The organism is Nocardia higoensis NBRC 100133, assembly GCF_000308595.1.
Taxonomy (GTDB): domain Bacteria; phylum Actinomycetota; class Actinomycetes; order Mycobacteriales; family Mycobacteriaceae; genus Nocardia; species Nocardia higoensis.
This window is the reverse complement of record NZ_BAGA01000184.1, coordinates 53946-72009: the sequence shown is the minus strand read 5'-3', so window position 1 is coordinate 72009 and position 18064 is coordinate 53946. Positions and strand designations below refer to the sequence as shown.

Sequence of the window (18064 nt, the reverse complement as noted above, 5' to 3'; positions counted from 1 at the left end):
TGTTACGTGGTCGGGATTTGGTCGGCTGCTTGTAGGAGAAGTCGCTTCAGAGACCTCGGTCCATGTCCGGGTCGTGGCCGGGTGAGGTGGCAGGGTCGGGTGTCGTCAGGTCCATTTCGGTCCGGTCTGCGTGCCGTAGGGCGTGTTCGTGTTGGTGCTGCGCAGGAGCCAGGTTGTGTCGTCGCCGCCGTTCAGCATGGAGTTGTTCGATCTCGTTCCGGGTATCGGTGACGAACTGCTCGACTGCCGCGCGGTTGCTATCGGTATGGTTCCGAGGCTGGCAGGGTCGACTTCCTTCGGGGCTGTCGGCGAGAGTGTCATCCCAGTGATCCGGTGTTCCGGCATGGTTGGTGGCGTTGCGTCGGGCTTCGCGGGCATCGCAGCGTGCGCGAGTGAGTTCGCGTTCGTGGGCTGCTTGTAGACCGAGGAGTTCGTTGATGCGGGTGTTCAGGACGTGCCGGGTGCGGCGCTGCCGGGTAGGTGTTTCATCGAGGCGCTGTCGGTGAGTGGCCAGTTCTGTGCGGGTGGCCTGAAGCGCGCGGGTGGCGGCGTGAAGGAGTTCGTCGGCGTGGCGCGCGGCTCGGATCGCGTCTTGGGCGGCGTGGTGACGGTCGGCGAGTTGATCGGCGTCGAGCAGGTCGCCGGGTTCGGGCGGGGCGGGGGCGAAGGCGGTGGTGTGGGTGTCGATGAGGGCGAGTTGTTGCCGGAGTTCGGTAATCCGGTCGGTGATTTCGGTGTCGGTGAGCGTGAACAGCTGATTGTCGACCGGTGGGGTGTAGATCGGCGGGGTATCGGTGAGGGGATGCTCGTGGACCCAGGCTTCGATCTGAGCGCGGCGGTCCGGGTGGGGTGTGGCTTTCCAGTCGCGGCGCAGGATGGCGTGGACGGTGGTGAGGGGTTTGGTAGCGGCGAGGTGGTTCGCGCGTGTGGTGGGGTGTTGGGCGGGGTCGTGGTCGGGGATGCTGGGTTGGTTGGTGTCGCGGCAGTCGTGGCAGAGGCCGTCGTCGGATCGCCGGGGCGGGATGGGGGTGGCGTCGGCGGGGCGGCGTTCGATGCTGCATGCGACGCATTCCAGGCCGCGTAAGCGGTGGGTTGCGGCCTTGTCGTAGTCGAGGGCATAGGCGGCTGGGGTGGGATCTGCGGCTTCGTCGCGGCGGTATCCGCGTACGGCGAGCGGGTCGGATTCGCGTGGCGGTGCAGTGGTAGGCCGGGGCAGTGGAGGTAGATGGGAGTGGGGTAGGTCGGGGTCATCGGTCAGTCGGCGGACCTCGTGGGCGTCAGGGCGTGTCCAGGGCTGGTCGTCGATCCCGGCGCGGGTGTCGTGATAGTCCTGCTCCTGGTGGCGTACACGCACTTGCGGGTCGGGGAGCGGGTCATGGATCAGGTCCGGTTCGTATCGGGTGTCGTCGTCACGTGCTGCGCGGTCGCTACGTTCCCGGTCATAGCTCGGCGATATCCGCCTGTAGTCGGGAAGGTCTTGGTAGACACCAGGATCGCTGGCCGGGGTACAGGCGTCGATGAGCGCCCGATGGTCGGGGAAGCGCTGACCAGCACGACGTAGATGTGCGGCCGCAATAGGGAACGGGTGGTGGTAGAGGGTGTCGGCGATGGCTTCCAGGACCCAGCGTTGCTCCTCGGTGAGACGGTCCTGGAACTCGCGGAACCGATGTACCGCTGTACGGATGCGTCCCTGACGGAACAGCTCCGCGATCACATCGATCTTCGTGATGGCTCCGCTGGTTTGTGCGGCCGACGGTGTGGATAGTGAACGTGGGGGGACATCGCGGTCACGGGGAGGTGATTCGGTGTCGGGTGGATGTTCGTGGGCGGCGGGTTCGGTCATGGGGGTGGCGATGTGTTCGTTCATGGACCTGCTCTGTGTGGCTGGGGTGGTGGGTGTGTGGTGCAGGAGTGCGTCGATGCGCCAGGCGAGGGCGGCGGCGATCTGGTCGGGGCGTAGTCCGGTGGCGTCATCAGGTGTGGCGGCGGTGAGAAGTTCGTGGGCGGTGGCCAGGAGTTGTCGCGGTGTCCATCCGGTGCCGGTGGCTTGGTCGATGGCGGCGACGACTCGCGGCCAAGCCGGGTCTGTGGTGACTCGGTCGGCGGTGTCGGGACCGAGGATGTCGTGGAGGTCGGTGATCCAGTCCGGGCGCAGGTTGTGGTCGGGGGCGTCGAGTGCCGAGGGATCGAGTTCCAGGCGCGACCACAATGCGGCGGCGGGCATCTCGTCCGGTAACGGCTTGAGGTCGGCGGCGGTGTTCAGGCGGGTGGTGATGTCGATGCCTGCGCGGTCGGCGAGGTCGATGCGTTCGGCGATCGCGGGCCAGTGCGGGTCGTCGAGAATCCGGGGTTCGATATTGCGCACGGTGTCGGCCCACCGGTGAACCGGACGCATGGGGTCGCCGAGCGCGGCGTCGATCTGCGCGTTGAGCATCCGTTGCTGGACACGTTCACGGACGGGGTAGCGGCGGGGTCCGGTCGGCCGGAGGTCGGTGTCGGGGATGTGCAGGCTCGCCCGCCAGACGGCGAGGTCGGCGAGCAAGTCGGAGTCGGTGCGGAGCAGGGGCCGTGCCCATGCGGGTGCGGTGAGTGGGCTCCAGCCGGTGGTGTCGCGGCGGATCTGGGTGGCGAGTTCGGTGAGGATGCGGGCGCGGGCGTCGGTTTGGGTGGACGTGGTGTCGAGCCCGGACGGAATGGCCGGTGTCCACGGCAGTGGCCCGGTTCCGGTCGAGTGCGCACCGGTCGGATCGATGCGCCAGTCCAGGACAGCGGCGGGATCAGCGGCGGTGTCGAGTTCGCGTTCAGCAATGGCCGCACGAAGTACCGCTACGGGGTCGGCGCCGGTGGCGGCGAGTGTCGCGAGGTGCCCGCGCAAAGTCGGGTAGGCGGGGCTGTCGGACAGGCCCGGGTGCAGTGTCTCGGCGGCGGTGTCGAGGTATTCGAGTGCGCTCAGGCCGAGCGCTTTTTCCGCAGCCAGGGCGATGCTGTCGTGGTAGATGGCGAGTGCGCGCCCGATCCGCCGATGCGGGTCCAGGGCGTCACGCAGCTGGGTGGTCGCGGATTTCTGTGCGCCGTCACGGGCGAGAATGCCGATGAGGTTCTCGACCGCGGTGCGCGGAAATACCGCGGGTTCGGTGTAGAAGGAACCTTCCTCGCCGCTCAATGCCGAGGGAACGTAGGTGTGGTTGGCGTACACACCGCGGGTCATCGCGACATACAACTGCTGTCGGGTCTCGCCGCCGGTGAGTACGACGTGACAGGTGTCGGCGGTGATTCCCTGAGCGGAATCGATCGTCGCGGCGTATCCCAAGCGCACGTACCGGGCCGCGTAGTCGGCGGGCAGTCGCACACTTTCTGCGGATTTTCTGTGGTGGCGGGCGGTGATGCTGCCGTCGGCGTGTACCGCGGTGACGGTCCAGGTGTAGCCGTTGCGCACCCAGTCACGGGTGCCGAGGCGCAGTTTCGATCTGTTGCGGCGTGTGCGGATGGTGTCACCCACCGACGCCGACGTGCCGTCGGCGAGCACCACTTCCAGCCCGCCGATGCTGCCCTCACGGGTGAGGCGGTCGGCGCGGGCGCGGGTGTTGAGGGTGGTGACGGTGTCGTGGTTGGCGGCCAGCATGATCGCCTCCCGACCTGCGGCGTGGTCGGCTGCCCACGCGGTGTAGGCGTTGTCATGGGTTGCGCCGGTGTGCCCGCCGTGCACCCGGTTGTTGTCGAGGTACCAGCCGAGTGCGGTCGGGTCGCCGTCGCGTAGCAGCAAACTCGCTGATGCTTCGGCGGTGGAGGCGAACCGCACGACATGAGTGAGGGTGAGGGTGCGCTCGGGTGCGGCGGCGGTCATGTCGGCTTCGACACCTCCGGCGTCGATGGCGGGGAGTTGGTGGTCATCGCCCAGGCAGCGGATCGTCGCGCCGCGGGCGGTGAGGAACCGCAGAAGTTTCAACCGTTTGAGGGTGCTGATTTTGACGTGTTCGTCGACGATGACGAGGGTGTCGGCGTCGATGTCGAGGACCCACTGCGGCAACGGCGGCGGGTGAGCTTTTTCGGATGCCGGGTCGGTCGGGCCAGGCCGGTGCAGGTCGATGACGGTAAGGAGTTTGTCGACGGTTTCGCAGCGGGCCCGGATCGATTCACCCAGGACCGCGGCTGCTGCGGCGGTGGGCGCGAGCCCCAGCACCGCACCGCCACTGTTCTCCCAGGCTCGGGTGAGCACCGACATCGCGGTGGTCTTGCCGGCTCCAGCCGGCGCGTTCGCGGTGTGCACGCGCAGACCGGAGGTGGCGAATTCCTCTATCACGCTGCGTTGACCGGTATTCAACGCTCGATCAGGGTGCGCGATGTCGTGTTCACGGATCGCCGCCGCGACGACTTCGGGCTCGAGCCGGCGCGCGCCCGGCTGCACCGACAACTCGATCAACGCGTCCTCGGCGATCAGAATCCGGGAGGAAGTGAAAACGCGGGCATCGCCCGGGGTGTAGACGCTGGTGCGATCGCGGCGGCGCAGCGCATCCGGGACGCTGGCGAGTTCGGGCTCGGCGGCGATATCGGGATCATCGAATGTGATCGAACGGGCGGGGTCGAGAGCCGCGGTAAGCACCGCCTCGGCGGCCTGTTCCCAGTCGCTGCCGCGTACCCGGCCACGGATCTGGCGTTCGATCTCGGCGCGCACATTCGCCGGCCGCCAGGTCGAGCGGTGCTCGGCCACGACTTCGAGCACCTGGTCGGCGGTGCGTGCGATCCACTCCGTGGTGACCCGGACGCGCGGCGGACACGGTGGATTCAATACCACCGACACCATGCCTGCGACCGCCTCCCGGGAGCCGAGCAGGGCGACGGCCTCACCGCGCCAGCCGTGTCGCTGTTCAGTAAGCGACCGGGATTGGTGTTTGGCGGGGCGGGTTTCCAAGGTGGCTTGCTGAGCCAGGTTCCGCAGTTCGGTCGGGGTGGGTTCGCGGCCGTGGATGCGTTGGAAGTTCGCGGCGAGCTCACCGACCCGGGAACGGATCGCGGTCTCCCGCCGTGACCACGCCTCGATCAACCGCGCTGGGACGCCGATGATTTCGCGGATCGGGCGTTTGGTGGGGTCGGTGCCGGGGCGTTCGGCGAACTTCACACCGATGTCCTCTTCGAGGTGGTGTTCGAGGCGGGTGTTGTAGATCTCCGACACCGTGACCACCACCCGATATATCGCGGCGCCGTCGAGGGTGCGCCAGCGGCCGTCGAGTGTGCGGGCCCGGTTGGCGATCAGGACGTGGGTGTGCAGGTCAGGGTCCCCGGCACGGCTGTCGCGGTGGGTGAAACAGGCTGCCACGATGCCTTCGACATCGACCTGCCGGACGCCGTTGCGACCCAACCGGGTGTAGATCCCGTGCTGCTCCAACCACGCCAACGCATCCGCGATGGCGGCCTGGTGGGCGGTCTCGATCTTCGCCGACATCGACAGTGGCGCCAGCGCCCACAGCACTGAGACCGACTTGACGGGGCTGAATGTGATGTCGAATCCGGCGACCGCTGTGGTGGGTGGGCGTGAGTTCTTGGCGATCCACCCCGATAGTTCCCGCGCGTCCTGGGGTGGTCGTGAATACTCCTCGGTGAACATTTCGAAGGCGACATGGGTGCGGATCCGCGCGCGATCTTCGTCGGAAAGCGCGTCTTCTCTCGATTTTCCATGCGCAATATTGTGTTCGGTGAACGCCGCCAGGCACTGCTTCCGGAAATCGGAATCGACCGCGTACACGCGATATGGGTTGCCTATACGTGACGCCTTATCGGCCGCGTCCTCGGCCTGTTTCGGTGTGCGACCGGCCGCCATCTCATGTTGGTAGACGCGGTCTTCGATCACTTCGGCATCCGGATGCCGACCCAGTCCGAACAACGATTTCACCTGCGACTCGGTCACTTCAGTGCCCACATCGATACCGAGAGACGCTAGTCCGGCGCCTCGCCAGACACCGGGAGATTCGCCGTGGGCGGAATAGTAATCCGACAGGGAGGATCGTCCGCGGGACTCGGTGTCGTGCGCGGCGATATTGCGCAGGTAATACTGGTAGCCATTGCCTGCGACAACTTTGTGGATCGTCGCGGTCATAGCTCCATCGGGCGCTTCGAAGAGAAGAAAGTCGAGGGGTTCGGGTTATGCAATTGTCAGCACTTCATGTAAAGTGCCTGGACGTTATCGGATTGGTATCCGAAAAGTCTGCATTTAACTCCTGGATGCAAGAGGTGTGCTTGAGAAAAGGTGGGCAGAGCGAGGGGGAATGAGGCGATGCGCACGGGGAGGAGCGGAGCGCAGAGGCGGAGCAGCGGAAGAGGGCGTGGGGCAGCGATGGATGAACGAGTGGTGGCAGAGGAGCGGGTGCCGGTTCGAACGAGTCGAGGGTTCCCGTAGGGATCGCGAGTGTTCTCACCGCTGGGCTCGCACTAGCGCCGACCGGACTGTGCACGCTCGGCCCGGACTCGGTCATCGCGACCGAGCCGAGCCGAACTGCCCACGGGACGATCGCGTCAGGTCGGTGGCGCGGGGACTGGTGTCCAGCCCGTGGACTGGCAGGCGTAGTGGCGGTCATCGAGGCCGACGACATCTCCGACTGAGAGCGACCGGTGCCCGAGGGCGTACCAGGCGCTGGCGTGTTCGTGGTCGTCGTGGTGGCTGGGATGGTCGTTGAATGTCGCGAAGACGCGCTCGAGCAACGCATCGTCGGTGTCGGTGTCGGTGCGGATTCGGTAGGTGTACGCCAGCGCCAGCGGGGCTCGCGGTGGGTGGCCGCTGAGGAGCGCGGTCGGGTCGGTGTTCAGGTAGACCCGCACCTGGATCGTCATCGGTCGTGCGCGTCGTGATCGGTGCAGCGCTGGGAGGAAGCGGCGCGCCCGGTTCGGTCGGTGGGGCATGGCGGTGTGTTCCTGTCCGTCGAGAGGAGTTGGTGGACCGGTCCGCCGCGGGGAGTCGGCACCGCGGCGGACCGGCGAACAAGGGGGGCAGAGAAGTCGAGCGGAGGTCAGGCTGCTGTCGTGCGGCCGCTGGTGGGGACGAGCCCGAGGTCGATGCGGCAGCCGGTGCAGTAGTTGTCGGCGTGGACGATGCCGTTACGGGCGCAGGCATCGCAGCGCCCGATGCGCTGCCCGGCCCCGAGCGCAGTACTGCGGCGCGGGCGTCGCGGCGCGGGAGCCGGGCGGCGCGTGGAGGCGGCGGGCTGCTCGAGGTTGGCCGCCATCCATCGGGTGATCAACCGCCAGGTCGGTCCGGTATTCGCGGCGGCGTCACGGACGCGATCGAGCAAGGCGCGAGCCTGCTGAGGGTGGGTCGCGGTGATGTGGGCGCAGCGGGACTCGACGTAGGAGCGCAGCCCGAAACCTGTGGACAAGGGCGGGATACCGGGGTGGTGGCCGTCGGCGCGGCAGACGTCGCAGAGCCCGTCGTCACTGACCGGGACACCGTCGCGGTCGTGGAGGGGACGGCGGTCGCGTGCGGGGCGGTCGATCCAGCAGACGACGCACGGCCACCCGAGGTAGGAGGTCATTGCCGCGAGGTCGTAGTCGAGCCCGGACCCTTGCCAGGTGGACTCGGGGACGTCGAGTTCGCTGTAGGGCAACACGATGTCGTAGTCCGAGGGAACTGCGATGCTGGTGCGGCGCGCGGCGAAGCGTGACTGGTCGGCCGGGGTGATCCGCGGTGGGAGCTGGGGCCGGTTCCGGCGGGCGCGCGCCCGAGGACCACGTGAGGACGGTTCGGGGTCGGTGTCGTGGTCGCGCAGAAATTCGCGTGCCGCGTCTTCGAGGTCGGTGTGGCGGTCGCTGTGGCCGGTGTGCCGTTCGGGGATCGTGGGCGCGAGCAGGTGGCGGTCGGCTTCGGTGTAGCAGTCGGCGACGTGCAGGAAGTAGCTGCGGTCCCACAGCTCGGCCTGTACATGCGCCCATACCTGATCTGCTGCCTTCCGCGGGTCGGGCACCGGCGGGGTGCGGTCGTCGTCGCGCTCGGTGTCGATCGCATACAGCCGCTGCGCGGCATAGCTGGCGTAGCCGCGTTCACGGCGTTCGGTCACGCGCAGGTCGCGCTCACGGTGACGCAGATCCACCACCCCGATGGCCGGTGCGGGGATGCGGGAGCGGCGTTCGGCGACCGCCTCGGCGGAGTAGCGGGCGGCGTCGGTCGCGGCTGACGCGGTGGCGGTGAGCCGGTCGCGGTGGCGGTGGTCGCGGATGGAGCGGCGGACCCATTCGGCGGCCTCGATCGAGGTGTCGGACTGGGCGGGCAGTTCGGGGCGGTACAGGCCGGGGTCACCGGTGGCGGTGTGGTCGATGATCATCGGTCGCAGTTCGGGGCGGCTCTTGGCCATCCACCCCAGTCGACGGGCGGCGACCTTCCACGGGGCGCGGGCCATGACGTCGGCGGCGCGGTCGAGGAACTCACGCTCGGCAGGGGAGGCGAGAGCCAGCACCGCGGTGAAACGCTCACGCGCGGTGTCGGGGTCGACCTCGAGCAGGTAGTCGATTTCGCCGAGCGCGGCGGCGAACGGTGAAACCACCTCAGCGGCTTCGCCGGTGGTGTCGGGACTGTTCAACGTAGCGGTCATCAGCAGGGTCCTGTTCTGTCGGTGGAAAACAGCTCGGCCCCGCACCGGGCGCACGCACACGAGGCACGCAACTCCGGCACGGGGCTGTGCGGCGGGTCGTCTGACCCGCCTGAGTGCGTCTCGACCGGGGCGGGAGCCCGACACGACGGAGGGAACGCGCCGATGCGGTCGGCGCCGAATTCGCTGCGCTCACATCGCTTGCCGCCGGATGCGTGACCGGCGGCGCGTTGGTGCGAATTCGGTGACGGCCGGGCGCGGGCCCGCAGTGTGGCGGGAGCACGCCCTGGTAGCACTCGGGCAGGCGGGGCAGATGGCCACACGAACAGCCCTCACCATCGACACCACCGATCAGCTGGGTTGGGCTCGGCGATCGAGCCGACCGGTGCACCGATTACGTCCTGTCGCCGGACCTCGAGGGGAAAGGCTTCGGCCGTAACGTCAGAACGATGGTCTATTCGCGTTCACAAATCCGGATCCGGTGAAGGCAGACTCGCCGGACTGCTGTGCACCCCAGCGGGTATCGTCACCACTGCTGGCATTCGAGCTGCTGCTCGTCACGCCGCAGTGCGGCTGACTCTCGAGATGGTCGCGGTGGCATACCGCAGGGATGCGCCGAGTTCGTCGACGTCGAGTTCGACGACCGTCCGGGCCTGGCCTTCGCGGGTCTCATAGGTTCGCTGTTTGAGCCGTCCGGTGACGATCACCCTCGCACCTCGGGTCAGCGATTCGGCGGCGTATTCGGCAGGTTCTCGCCACAGAGTGCAGCGCAGGAACAGAGCGTCGGCGTCTTTCCACTCGTTGGACTGCTGATCGAAGAACCGCGGGGTCGAGGCGACGGTAAAGTTGGCCACCGCGACGCCTGCGGGGGTGAATCTCAGCTCAGGCGAGTCCGTCACATTCCCCGTGACGGTAACAACGATGTCCCCGGCCATGATTCGCCCTCCTTTCACAGGTTGTGGATAACAGGTGTGGATAGCCGCGCCGCCACCGGAATCCGGTGGCGGCCGCGGGTCGAGCCGTGCGGAAGGTGAGCTCAGGCGGCGAGATCGATGTCGTGGTAGTCGATCTCACCAGCGGCGGCCTGTTCGACGTCGACGAGCGCGAAGTCCGAGCCGACGTCGGCGGCGAGTTCGGCGAGCAGATGCAGGTAACTGGTCGTCGTGCTCGACCCGGCCCGCCAGAAGCTCTTGTCGATCGGTGCTTCGTGGGTCGCGAGCACCATGGCCAGCACGATCACCCAGACACGGTTGACCGGGGTGTCGGTGATCGCGGTCTGCAGCTCGTTCCGGGAGTTGCCGATGCCGAGGATCGTGGTCACCAGCTGCACCGTCGGGGTGTCGAGCTGGCCGGCCAGGTAGGTGGCGACGAACCCGGCGGCCTGGGTGGGCGGCTGGCGTCGGGTGAGGTATTCGGTGAGGAATTCCTCGCGCCGCTGTTTGGCGGCGGCGCCGCGCTTGTTCAACTCCCGCACCCGCCGGTAGTCCTGCCGGGCCGCTTCCCGCGCAGCGGTTTCGGCAGCGACCAGTGCACGGACCTGCTCATCGCTGGTGTCAGGCGGCGTGGCGAGTGCGAGGCCGCTGTCGGGCAGCCGGTCGGCGACCAGGTAGTAGGTGGGTGTCCACCGGTCCCGCCATCGCACGGTGTCGACGTGGCGCAACCCTTCACCCGCCGCAGCGTCTGGGAAAGGTTCGGTGTCCCAGTCGACGGTGCCGGGGTCGACGAGGTCGCCGCTGTCGATGTCGACGAGCTCGGCGTTCTCCTCGACTTCGAGGAACACCACCCAGCGGCTGGGGTCGGCGTAGATCTGTTCTTCACCGACCGGGCTGCCGGCGGTGGTGGTGAGGTCGGCGGCCGGGACGAACACTGCCTGCTCGCTTGCGTTGTCGGGTTCGCGGGTGAGGATTCCGAAGCCGGTGGCGGCGTAGGGCAGGGCGGCGTGGAGGCGGTCACGGGTTTCGGTGCGGTCGTCGGCGATGCGGTGGGCGACGTAGCCGAATTGGTAGCGGGTCGCGCGAGTCAATTCCTGGACGGCGTCGGTGTCGTCGGCGGCTTCGTAGTCGGCGATGACCGCTAACTGTTCGAGGGTGTACTGGCCGTCGTCGAGCAACTGCTTCGCGGTGGCGGAGCGGCCGATCGTGGCGGCCTGGCGGATCTCGGAGCGTGTGCGCTGCAACCCTTGGGCGATACGGGTGGCCGAAGCACCCAGGTCCAGCATCAACGCCACACCGGCGGCGCGGTCGGCCTCCGACAGTGGGATGCGGCGGTCGTTGAGGTTGATCTGATCCAACGTCCGCGCGATGCGGCGTTCGTTGTCGGCGACACCGGTGGGGGCATCGGTGACCCACACCGGGACCTGGGTGGTGCCGACGGCGCGGGCGATGAGGGTGCGGACCTGACCGTCGACGACGTAGATGCTTCCGTCGGGTTGGCGTTCGGCGAGGATCGGGTTACGCACTCCGAACCGGCGGATCGAATCGGCTTCTGCCGGATGGTCGTCGAGATCGAAACTGACGCGCACGTTCTCACCGATCACGAGGTCGTTCGGATCCAGATACTGTGCGCGGGCATTCGCCGGCCGCGCCGTGGCGGTCACCGACTCATCGGTGCCGTAGGCCGGGAACTCGGCTGCGCCGGTCTCGGAGTCGGCAATGGAATCGGCCGGGGGATCGGTGTTGTCGGTGACGACGCTCAGTGTGGTGGCGGTCATTCGGGCCTCCTCGAGCTGGAACAGTGGCACGGCCGCATCGCCAGGAAGTGCGATGCGGCCGTGCCAAGGAATGGGCGGGTGTGGGTGAGTGTGTGGAAGGGCTGGTGGTCAGGCCGCGGCGGTCTGGGAGCGGGTGGCGCGGGTGACGTTGACCGGATGCAGGCGCAACACACCGTGGGCGTCGTCGAGGAACGCCCAGTGACGGCCCCGCCAGCCACGATGTTCGGTGCGCCACCGGTCGAGCACCGTCGCTTCGGTAAGGGCGGGGGTGGCGCCGGCGGCGCCGCGGTGTTCGAGCTGGTCGAACTCGGCACGGGTCAGGCTCTGAACTGTGGGAGTGGATGTGGGCATGGGCGAAATCTCCTCTGATACAGGGGATATGCGGTGTGTGTCGCGCGGACAGGGTGGCAGGGAACGTGAAGGTCAGTGCGTGAGGCCGGTGGGGTCCGGGCGGGTGATGGCGTCGATGACCTGCTCGGGATGGGTGACCAGCCCAGTGCGGCGTTGCCGCAGCAGGTCGTGGGCTCCGGCCGATGCGGCGGAATAGATGGAGCCGGGAGTGGCGAACACTGGTCGGGCAAGCTGGTGGGCCCATCCGACTGTGTTGAGGGCGCCGCTGCGGTGTCCGGCCTCGATGACGACCACACCGGCGGCGAGAGCGGCGACGAGCCGATTACGTTCCAGGAACCGGTCCCGTCGCGCCGCTTCGCCGGGTGGGTACTCCGAGACGAGGAGACCGCGCTCAGCGATGCGGGCCAACAACTTCTGGCTACCGGCTGGGTAGTAGCGGTCGATCCCGGTCGCCATCACCGCCACCGTGGCACCCTCTTGGGCGAGGGCGGCGTGGTGGGCGGCGGCGTCGATGCCGAACGCGCCACCACTGAGCACTGTCCATCCGCGTTCGGCGAAGTGCCCGGCGAAGTCGTGGGTTACCGTGTCGCCGTACTGGGTGGACGCGCGTGCCCCGATCACCGCGACACTGTGGCCGGAGAATGTGTTGAGCCGGGCGGGGCCTCGCAGCCACAGCGCCACTGGCATCCTGCCACCGACTCCCGGGGCGCCCAGTCCGGCCAGTCGTGCGGTCGGCCACTCGAACTCCTCCCGTGTCAACAGCCGGGCGCCGACAGCATCGGCCCGGTCGAGATCACGGATCGCTTGCTCACGCAGGTCGGCCGGGACCGAGAACGTCTCGCCGGCATCGACCAATCGGTGGGCGGCGTCCTCGACGTCGGTGTCGGCCAGCAGGTGCTCGACAGCGGTCGGGGCGGTCAACGCGGCGCGGGCGAGGACCGCCCACGCGAGTCGACGATCCGGACTCGAGGCGGTAGGGGTGGGCGCGGCAGTGTCAGTGGACATGGATCCTCCAGACAGAAGGCAGGCAGGGTGTGAGTGGTCAATCGAGGTCGATGCCGAGATCGGCGGCGGTCGTGCGGCCACTGCGAGCCACCGCGTGCAGGACCTCGGCGGGAACGCGGTCGGCGAAGGCGCGTGCCATCGCCAGCAGCGTCGGATCGTCGGGGGTGTCAGAGAGTCCGTACCGCAGCTCGGTCAGTGCGCGCTGGCGTCGGCCCGACAGGTAGGTGGTGACGGCGAGCAGCAACGCGGGACGCCCGCGATGTGTGGCGGGCAGACACCGCGCCAGCACCATCCATAACGGGCTCGCCACCTCGCCGTGCGGGCCGAGGGCGAATGCGAATAAGACATCGCGGACATCGCTGTCCTGCAACGCTTCTGCCATCGCTGCCAGCCCTGCAATGGTCACCGTCGCGCCGTTGTGAACCTGACGCGCCCACCCCAGCACCAGTCGCGCCCGTTGTCGTGAACGATCGCGATCCGCGTCCGGTCCAGCCGTGGAGATTGGTGGCGGCAGGTGGCGGGCGAGTTCGGCTGCGACCCGTTCGGCGGTCGCGGTGTGAGGGCGGATCCCACCGACCGGCGCTGGAACATCGTTGGAGGTGGCAGTGGCGGTCGGTGGGTGGGATGGCAGTGTGCCGTGGTCGTTGTCGAACAGGCTGATCCAGGAGCTGCCCGGGGTGGTGCCGAAGACCGACCATGCTGCGATGAGGTCGGTTCCGTTATCGGCGAGCCTGTCGCGCAGCAGTTGGGTCAGCTCACGATGCATCGCGACCGGACCGGTCTGGTTGCCGTCTCGGTCGTCGTCGATGATGACCACGGCTATCGCGTCGGGCCGATACCGGTCGCTGATCTGCAATGCGCTGGTTGAGATCGCGACCGTGGCGGGATAGTCCAGCACCAGATACAGGTTGTGGCGGCGGATCGCCTCGACAACGACATACGGTTCCGGCCGACAATCGATCTCGTGGAGTCGCAGCAACAACAGCGATCGTTGTGGCGGCGTCGGCAGCCAGGTCAGTGTCTCGGCGATGAACCGGCCCGGGGCATGCAACAGCGACATGGGAGCCTCCTCAGGGGGACAGGGTCGCGACAAGATGACGCGGAATCCGCTCGAGCGCGCACGCATTGGTGTTGCGGATGGCGGGGGAGTGCACGAGGTGGGTGCCGTGCCGGTTCGACGGCTTCGGCTGAGAATCTCTGATGCTGGCAGCATTGCTCGGCGGTGTTCATTCCGGTTCGCCCACGCTCGGGAACAGGGCTCGGGTGGCGATGAGCGCGGCGAGCAGGTCGAGGGTGTGCGCGCCGGGGGCGGCATCGCGGATGCGGCGCAAGCGGCGGATCCGCGACGAGGGCCGCAGATCGACACCGGTGGCCGGTGCGGTGTTTCCGGTGCCGGGGTCGGAGACGATCGTGTAATCGCCCAACGCCATCCACGCCTCGTACCAGGCATCGGCGGGCTGGCCGTCGCGGACGGCTTCACCGGGACTGAGGTTCGGGTTCGATCCAGCGGGCACACGTGCAGGCGGGATCGGCGCAGCGGTGAACGGTGGGGTGCGGGTTGTAGCGGTCCACCGCCCCGGACAACATCGGACATATCCGTTTCGAGAGGAGGCCGCATTCGGGGTGCAGGCCCGGCTCCACCGCGACGCCCCGCAGATAGTCCGCCGGGCGCAGGTACAGCACGACCGGGTCGGTGAGCGGCTCCCCGCAGATCTGGCACAGCCTGTGCTGCAACACTTCCCGCAACCGGGTCGGGTCGAGCTTGCCCCAGACCGGGCGGGACCGGTCACGGTGGGCCAAGGTCACGAACGGCACGACCATGCCCTGGGCAGTAGGCGCACCGACCAGCCGGATCGGAATCGGCATCCGGTCGGTGCGGTGTGCTGGGGTGTTCGAGTCGGTCATGATCACCTCGAATCGATAGGGCGTCGATGGATAGAGGGACGGCTGTGAGCCACGACCGCCGCGCAGTTGCCCGGACGGACGGTGCTCATCCGCTGGGGACTGCGGGCTGGACACGGTGATGGTCAGGGCGACCAGTGGCGGCCGGTGTGTGGGTCGTGGTCGTGGATGGTCACGGCGATTGGTGCTCCGGGAACCTGGAGGGCGACCGAGCGTGGCAGCTGTGCTCGGTGTCTCCCGGCGGCCCAGCGTCCGGCCGCTGTGCGGGGCCGTCCGGTCATCGGGTCGGGTTCTGCGGGCGTCAGATACCAGGTGGTCCCGTGCGGTAGTTGGTCGAATGTGGTGTCGTTCCATTCGGTGGAGGTGCTGCCGTCGCGGTGCACGGTGACGATTTCGGTGGCGTGTTCGATACGCACCAGCCCCATCAGCGGCAAGCTGCTCGCGGTCATGCTTTCGAGGTCGATGCCAGGAAATGCGGCCAGAGCGGTGCCGGGAGCAGGGTGGAAGGCGAACGCGGCGTGGTAGCCGACGATCACGATCGGCCCGCTCGGCGCGGCGGTCTCGGGCGCGTAGCGGGCGTAGGCCGGAGCGAGTGTCATCCGGGCGAGGTAGCGGTCGGCGTCAGTGTTCACAGTCGTCCCCGCTCCTGGGATGGGGTCGGTGGAGCAAAGCGTGGTGGGTGAGATGCACGACGCGGTCGTGGCGCTCGTGCTCGGCCAGCATCTGCGCGAACACGACCAGATGGTCGTCGCCGAGCAGCCGGGCCATCGCCTGTCCGGCGCCCAGCAACTGCCGCACCGACGCGAAATAGCCTGTCAGCCCCTCCACCAGCACGGCCAGGGCTTCCTCTCGGGGCAGGGGCACGGCGCCATCGTCTGGACCCGCGCTCACTGCGGGAGCTCCCGGTCGAGGTGATGGAGGGACTCGATGAACGCCAGCGGCAGCAACACACCCTGGTGGGTGTGGCTGCTCAGGCGGGCGTGGTGGCGGTGCACAGCCTCGACCCGCACCGCCCGGTAGCGGTGGCCGCCGCGCGTGCGGATCGAGACCAGTGCGCCGGTGCGTCGCGCGCGATGCAGTTCGGCCCCGAGAACCGCTACCGCCGACTCCCGCACGGTGTCGGCATCGGTCTCGGCCAGGACGGTGATCCTTCGGCGCAGCAGGTCGCGGGCGTGTCCGAGGTGCTCGAGGTGTTTGTCGTCGCCGAACCAGCGGTCGAGGTGATGCAGAACCTGCTGCAGGAACCGCTGTTCGGGGCCCTCGGCAACGGCTGTGGGATCAGGCTGGAGGGGGTCGGTCATCGTCTACTCCTGCAATCGGGGAAAGGAAGACTGTCGAGGCGGGATGGCGAACGGCTGGCGGCGCGCGAGGCGGGGATGCCGAGCAGCGAAGTACACATCCGCTGGCGGCGTTATCCGGTCACCCCACGGCCGTCTCGTGCGCTGCGGCCGGGGAAGGGATCAGGTGTGTTCGAGGTCGAGGATGTCGGCGTAGCGGTGGGTGCTGTCGAGGGCGGGGCAGGCGCATCGGGGGAAGACGCGGCTGCAGTCGGCGCAGAATCCGCACCACGGGCAGTGCGGGCCGGTGATCTCCGTGCCGTCGTCTGCGGTGTCGGTGGGTTCTGCGCAGTTGAGGCAGTAGCCCGCGATGTCGTACCAGCCGTCGTAGGGGTGGGGCAGGTAGCTGGTGTTGGAGTACCAGGAGCCCTGGTCCCAGATTCCGGCGTGTTCGTTGAAGATGTACGCCGAGTGCTTGTAGGCGGGATCGGTGGTGAGCAGCACCATCTTGTCGCTGCCCAGCCAGCGTTCGAGCCGTTCGCGTCCGGCCCAGGAGTCCAGCGACCCGAACGGCTGGCCCGGCAGGTAGTCCTCGGCGGTGATCCGGGTATCGGAGCGGTCGTCTCCCGGGGCCGGGTGCACGTGGGCCGGCAGGATCCCGTTGTGGGCGAGCACGGTCCGCTCGTCACCACCGACCCGGAACGGGTGACAGTTGTCGATCGTGCGCAGGCCGTGGGTGGCCAGCCGTGAATGGAACAACGCCGGACCATCAGGGAAATGCTCACGGACGGTGGTGAATTCGGTGAGCACGTCGGCGGCGTCCATGCCGCGTCCGACGGTGATGGTAGCGCCGGTGATGATGGCGTAGCCGTGGCCGTGGGGGTTGGCCAACGCACCCTGGTGCAGGGCATCGAAGTCAGGTGCGTGGCCGGGTTTGAGGAAGGTCAGGATGCACAACGCAGGGCCTCCATTTCGGCGAGCAGCGGGGCGTAGGCGGGGCGGCGGTTGGCGACCCACGCGCAGAACGCGGGCCATTCCCAGCCGCGGCGACGCGCGATCTGAGCAGCGGAGAGGTGGCGGGTGTATTCCACCGACGCGGCTGCGAAAGCAAGCGCGGCCTTGACCTGCTGCGGTCTGAGCGAGCTGGCGAACATGCGCAGCTCGAGGGTGGTGGTGGGGCGGACGTTGACCGCCTCGTAGCGCGGAATGAAGACGTCGCGGCGATAGGCGCTTTTCGCGTCGTCGGCCGCACGTGCCCGGGCGTCGGGACTGAACTCGGCCCACTGGCTGGAACTGCGCCGAGCCAGGGCGGTGACCGGGGTTTCGTTGCGGTAGACGAACTTCAGCCACCGATAGATGTGCCCGGCGCCGGTGAACCCCGCTCGGGAGAGGTGGATGTGGATGCCTACACCGTCGTCGGTGTAGGCGCCGAGCAGACGCAGCCGGGTCAGCAGCGACCATGGGAACTGTTCGCGGGCAAAGGTATACGACATCGGGTGGGTGACGAGTTCGAAACCACAGGGGTGGATCGACCCGTCTTCCTTCAGGTAGCCGAGCCCTCGGAGGTGTTCGACGGCGGTGTCGGCGGCCTCGTCGAGAACGTGGCGTGGGGTCTTCAGTTCCAGCTCGAGTCCCAGGAACAGCGGGCCGTCCCCATGGAAGACGGGGTCGGGCTTGTAGTCGTAGTCGTGGATGTGGGGATGGCCGGTGGGGGAGTGCTCGCACGAGCTGCAGTAGGAATCGGTGCGGGAAATGAGCGTGGTGCAGTCGGCGCACTCGTGGTAGTTGTCGTATTCGCAGGTCGAGCACACCTGGTCGCCGTCATCGACGTAGACCGTGTCCGCGGCGTAGGCGCCGCAGTCGTCGCAGGTGCCGTAGCGGTCGCGGCAGTCCTCGCACACGTCGTTGCCGCTGATGATCGCGGTGATGTCGCGGGTGTAGTGGTCGCAGTCCTGACAGCGATGCCAGCCGATACGGCATTCACTGCACAACCACGTGCCATCCACCGTCAGGTGCCGCTCCCGGGCAGGAGTGGCGCACTCGTCACAGCACGTGACCTCGGACAGGCAGGGCGGGCACAGTCGGTCGCCTTCGATCGTCTCGGTCAGTGCGATCGTTGCAACGGGACGGGAGCACTCTTCGCACGCGGTGTCGGCCAGGGTGGCAGCAGGCATGAATGATCACGACCTTTCGGACAAGGGGACAGAAAAGAGCCCCGCGCCAGCGAGAATCAGCTGGTGCGGGGCTCT

The 18064-nt window shown here is 67.9% G+C and carries 14 protein-coding genes and 1 pseudogene; all 15 read right to left on the bottom strand.

The window, feature by feature from the left end; all coding sequences use genetic code 11:
- Nucleotides 1-46 precede the first annotated feature (46 nt).
- Nucleotides 47-6091: a MobF family relaxase gene (mobF, locus tag ON26_RS30750; protein ID WP_051027980.1), complete on the bottom strand. Its 6045-nt coding sequence runs from the start codon at nt 6089-6091 to the stop codon at nt 47-49.
- A 416-nt stretch (nt 6092-6507) separates the two neighbouring features.
- Complete coding sequence (locus ON26_RS30745) at nt 6508-6822, bottom strand: hypothetical protein (RefSeq protein WP_040801779.1); 315 nt, start codon at nt 6820-6822, stop codon at nt 6508-6510.
- A 176-nt stretch (nt 6823-6998) separates the two neighbouring features.
- A complete protein-coding gene (locus tag ON26_RS30740; RefSeq protein WP_040801777.1) occupies nt 6999-8573 on the bottom strand; it encodes a hypothetical protein in 1575 nt (524 codons plus the stop codon).
- 438 nt (nt 8574-9011) lie between these two features.
- Nucleotides 9012-9505: pseudogene (locus ON26_RS30735) on the bottom strand (single-stranded DNA-binding protein).
- 101 nt (nt 9506-9606) lie between these two features.
- Nucleotides 9607-11280 (bottom strand): ParB/RepB/Spo0J family partition protein, encoded by a 1674-nt coding sequence (locus tag ON26_RS30730; protein WP_157172095.1) that lies wholly within the window; start codon nt 11278-11280, stop codon nt 9607-9609.
- 108 nt (nt 11281-11388) lie between these two features.
- Nucleotides 11389-11631, bottom strand: a complete 243-nt coding sequence (locus tag ON26_RS30725) for a hypothetical protein (protein ID WP_040801773.1) — start codon at nt 11629-11631, stop codon at nt 11389-11391.
- Nucleotides 11632-11703: 72 nt separating this feature from the next.
- Nucleotides 11704-12636 (bottom strand): DNA-processing protein DprA, encoded by a 933-nt coding sequence (gene dprA, locus ON26_RS30720; RefSeq protein ID WP_083884500.1) that lies wholly within the window; start codon nt 12634-12636, stop codon nt 11704-11706.
- 37 nt (nt 12637-12673) lie between these two features.
- Nucleotides 12674-13696 carry a DUF4192 family protein gene (locus ON26_RS32810; protein ID WP_040801771.1) on the bottom strand — a complete coding sequence of 341 codons (1023 nt, stop codon included), beginning with the start codon at nt 13694-13696 and terminating at the stop codon, nt 12674-12676.
- Nucleotides 13697-13862: 166 nt separating this feature from the next.
- Nucleotides 13863-14066 (bottom strand): hypothetical protein, encoded by a 204-nt coding sequence (locus ON26_RS33775; RefSeq protein ID WP_051027975.1) that lies wholly within the window; start codon nt 14064-14066, stop codon nt 13863-13865.
- A 46-nt stretch (nt 14067-14112) separates the two neighbouring features.
- Nucleotides 14113-14541, bottom strand: coding sequence for a hypothetical protein (locus tag ON26_RS33770; protein ID WP_157172093.1), 429 nt, complete (start codon nt 14539-14541; stop codon nt 14113-14115).
- A gap of 122 nt (nt 14542-14663) precedes the next feature.
- A complete protein-coding gene (locus ON26_RS30705) occupies nt 14664-15170 on the bottom strand; it encodes a hypothetical protein (RefSeq protein ID WP_040801769.1) in 507 nt (168 codons plus the stop codon).
- Nucleotides 15160-15402 (bottom strand): hypothetical protein, encoded by a 243-nt coding sequence (locus ON26_RS30700; protein WP_157172092.1) that lies wholly within the window; start codon nt 15400-15402, stop codon nt 15160-15162. Before ON26_RS30700 ends, ON26_RS30705 begins: the two co-directional genes overlap by 11 nt.
- A 23-nt stretch (nt 15403-15425) precedes the next feature.
- Entirely contained in the window at nt 15426-15839 is a 414-nt protein-coding gene (locus tag ON26_RS30695; RefSeq protein ID WP_040801764.1) for a hypothetical protein, read from the bottom strand.
- A gap of 159 nt (nt 15840-15998) precedes the next feature.
- Nucleotides 15999-16772: a class II glutamine amidotransferase domain-containing protein gene (locus ON26_RS30690; RefSeq protein ID WP_040801762.1), complete on the bottom strand. Its 774-nt coding sequence runs from the start codon at nt 16770-16772 to the stop codon at nt 15999-16001.
- Nucleotides 16760-17989, bottom strand: a complete 1230-nt coding sequence (locus ON26_RS34855) for a hypothetical protein (RefSeq protein ID WP_040801760.1) — start codon at nt 17987-17989, stop codon at nt 16760-16762. Before ON26_RS34855 ends, ON26_RS30690 begins: the two co-directional genes overlap by 13 nt.
- Nucleotides 17990-18064: the final 75 nt, after the last annotated feature.

Coding starts and splice junctions, on each gene's coding strand:
- mobF (WP_051027980.1), bottom strand. CDS start 6,091: ATGACCGCGACGATCCACAAAGTTGTCGCAGGCAATGGCTACCAGTAT.
- ON26_RS30745 (WP_040801779.1), bottom strand. CDS start 6,822: ATGACGATCCAGGTGCGGGTCTACCTGAACACCGACCCGACCGCGCTC.
- ON26_RS30740 (WP_040801777.1), bottom strand. CDS start 8,573: ATGACCGCTACGTTGAACAGTCCCGACACCACCGGCGAAGCCGCTGAG.
- ON26_RS30730 (WP_157172095.1), bottom strand. CDS start 11,280: ATGACCGCCACCACACTGAGCGTCGTCACCGACAACACCGATCCCCCG.
- ON26_RS30725 (WP_040801773.1), bottom strand. CDS start 11,631: ATGCCCACATCCACTCCCACAGTTCAGAGCCTGACCCGTGCCGAGTTC.
- dprA (WP_083884500.1), bottom strand. CDS start 12,636: ATGTCCACTGACACTGCCGCGCCCACCCCTACCGCCTCGAGTCCGGAT.
- ON26_RS32810 (WP_040801771.1), bottom strand. CDS start 13,696: ATGTCGCTGTTGCATGCCCCGGGCCGGTTCATCGCCGAGACACTGACC.
- ON26_RS33775 (WP_051027975.1), bottom strand. CDS start 14,066: ATGGCGTTGGGCGATTACACGATCGTCTCCGACCCCGGCACCGGAAAC.
- ON26_RS33770 (WP_157172093.1), bottom strand. CDS start 14,541: ATGACCGACTCGAACACCCCAGCACACCGCACCGACCGGATGCCGATT.
- ON26_RS30695 (WP_040801764.1), bottom strand. CDS start 15,839: ATGACCGACCCCCTCCAGCCTGATCCCACAGCCGTTGCCGAGGGCCCC.
- ON26_RS34855 (WP_040801760.1), bottom strand. CDS start 17,989: ATGCCTGCTGCCACCCTGGCCGACACCGCGTGCGAAGAGTGCTCCCGT.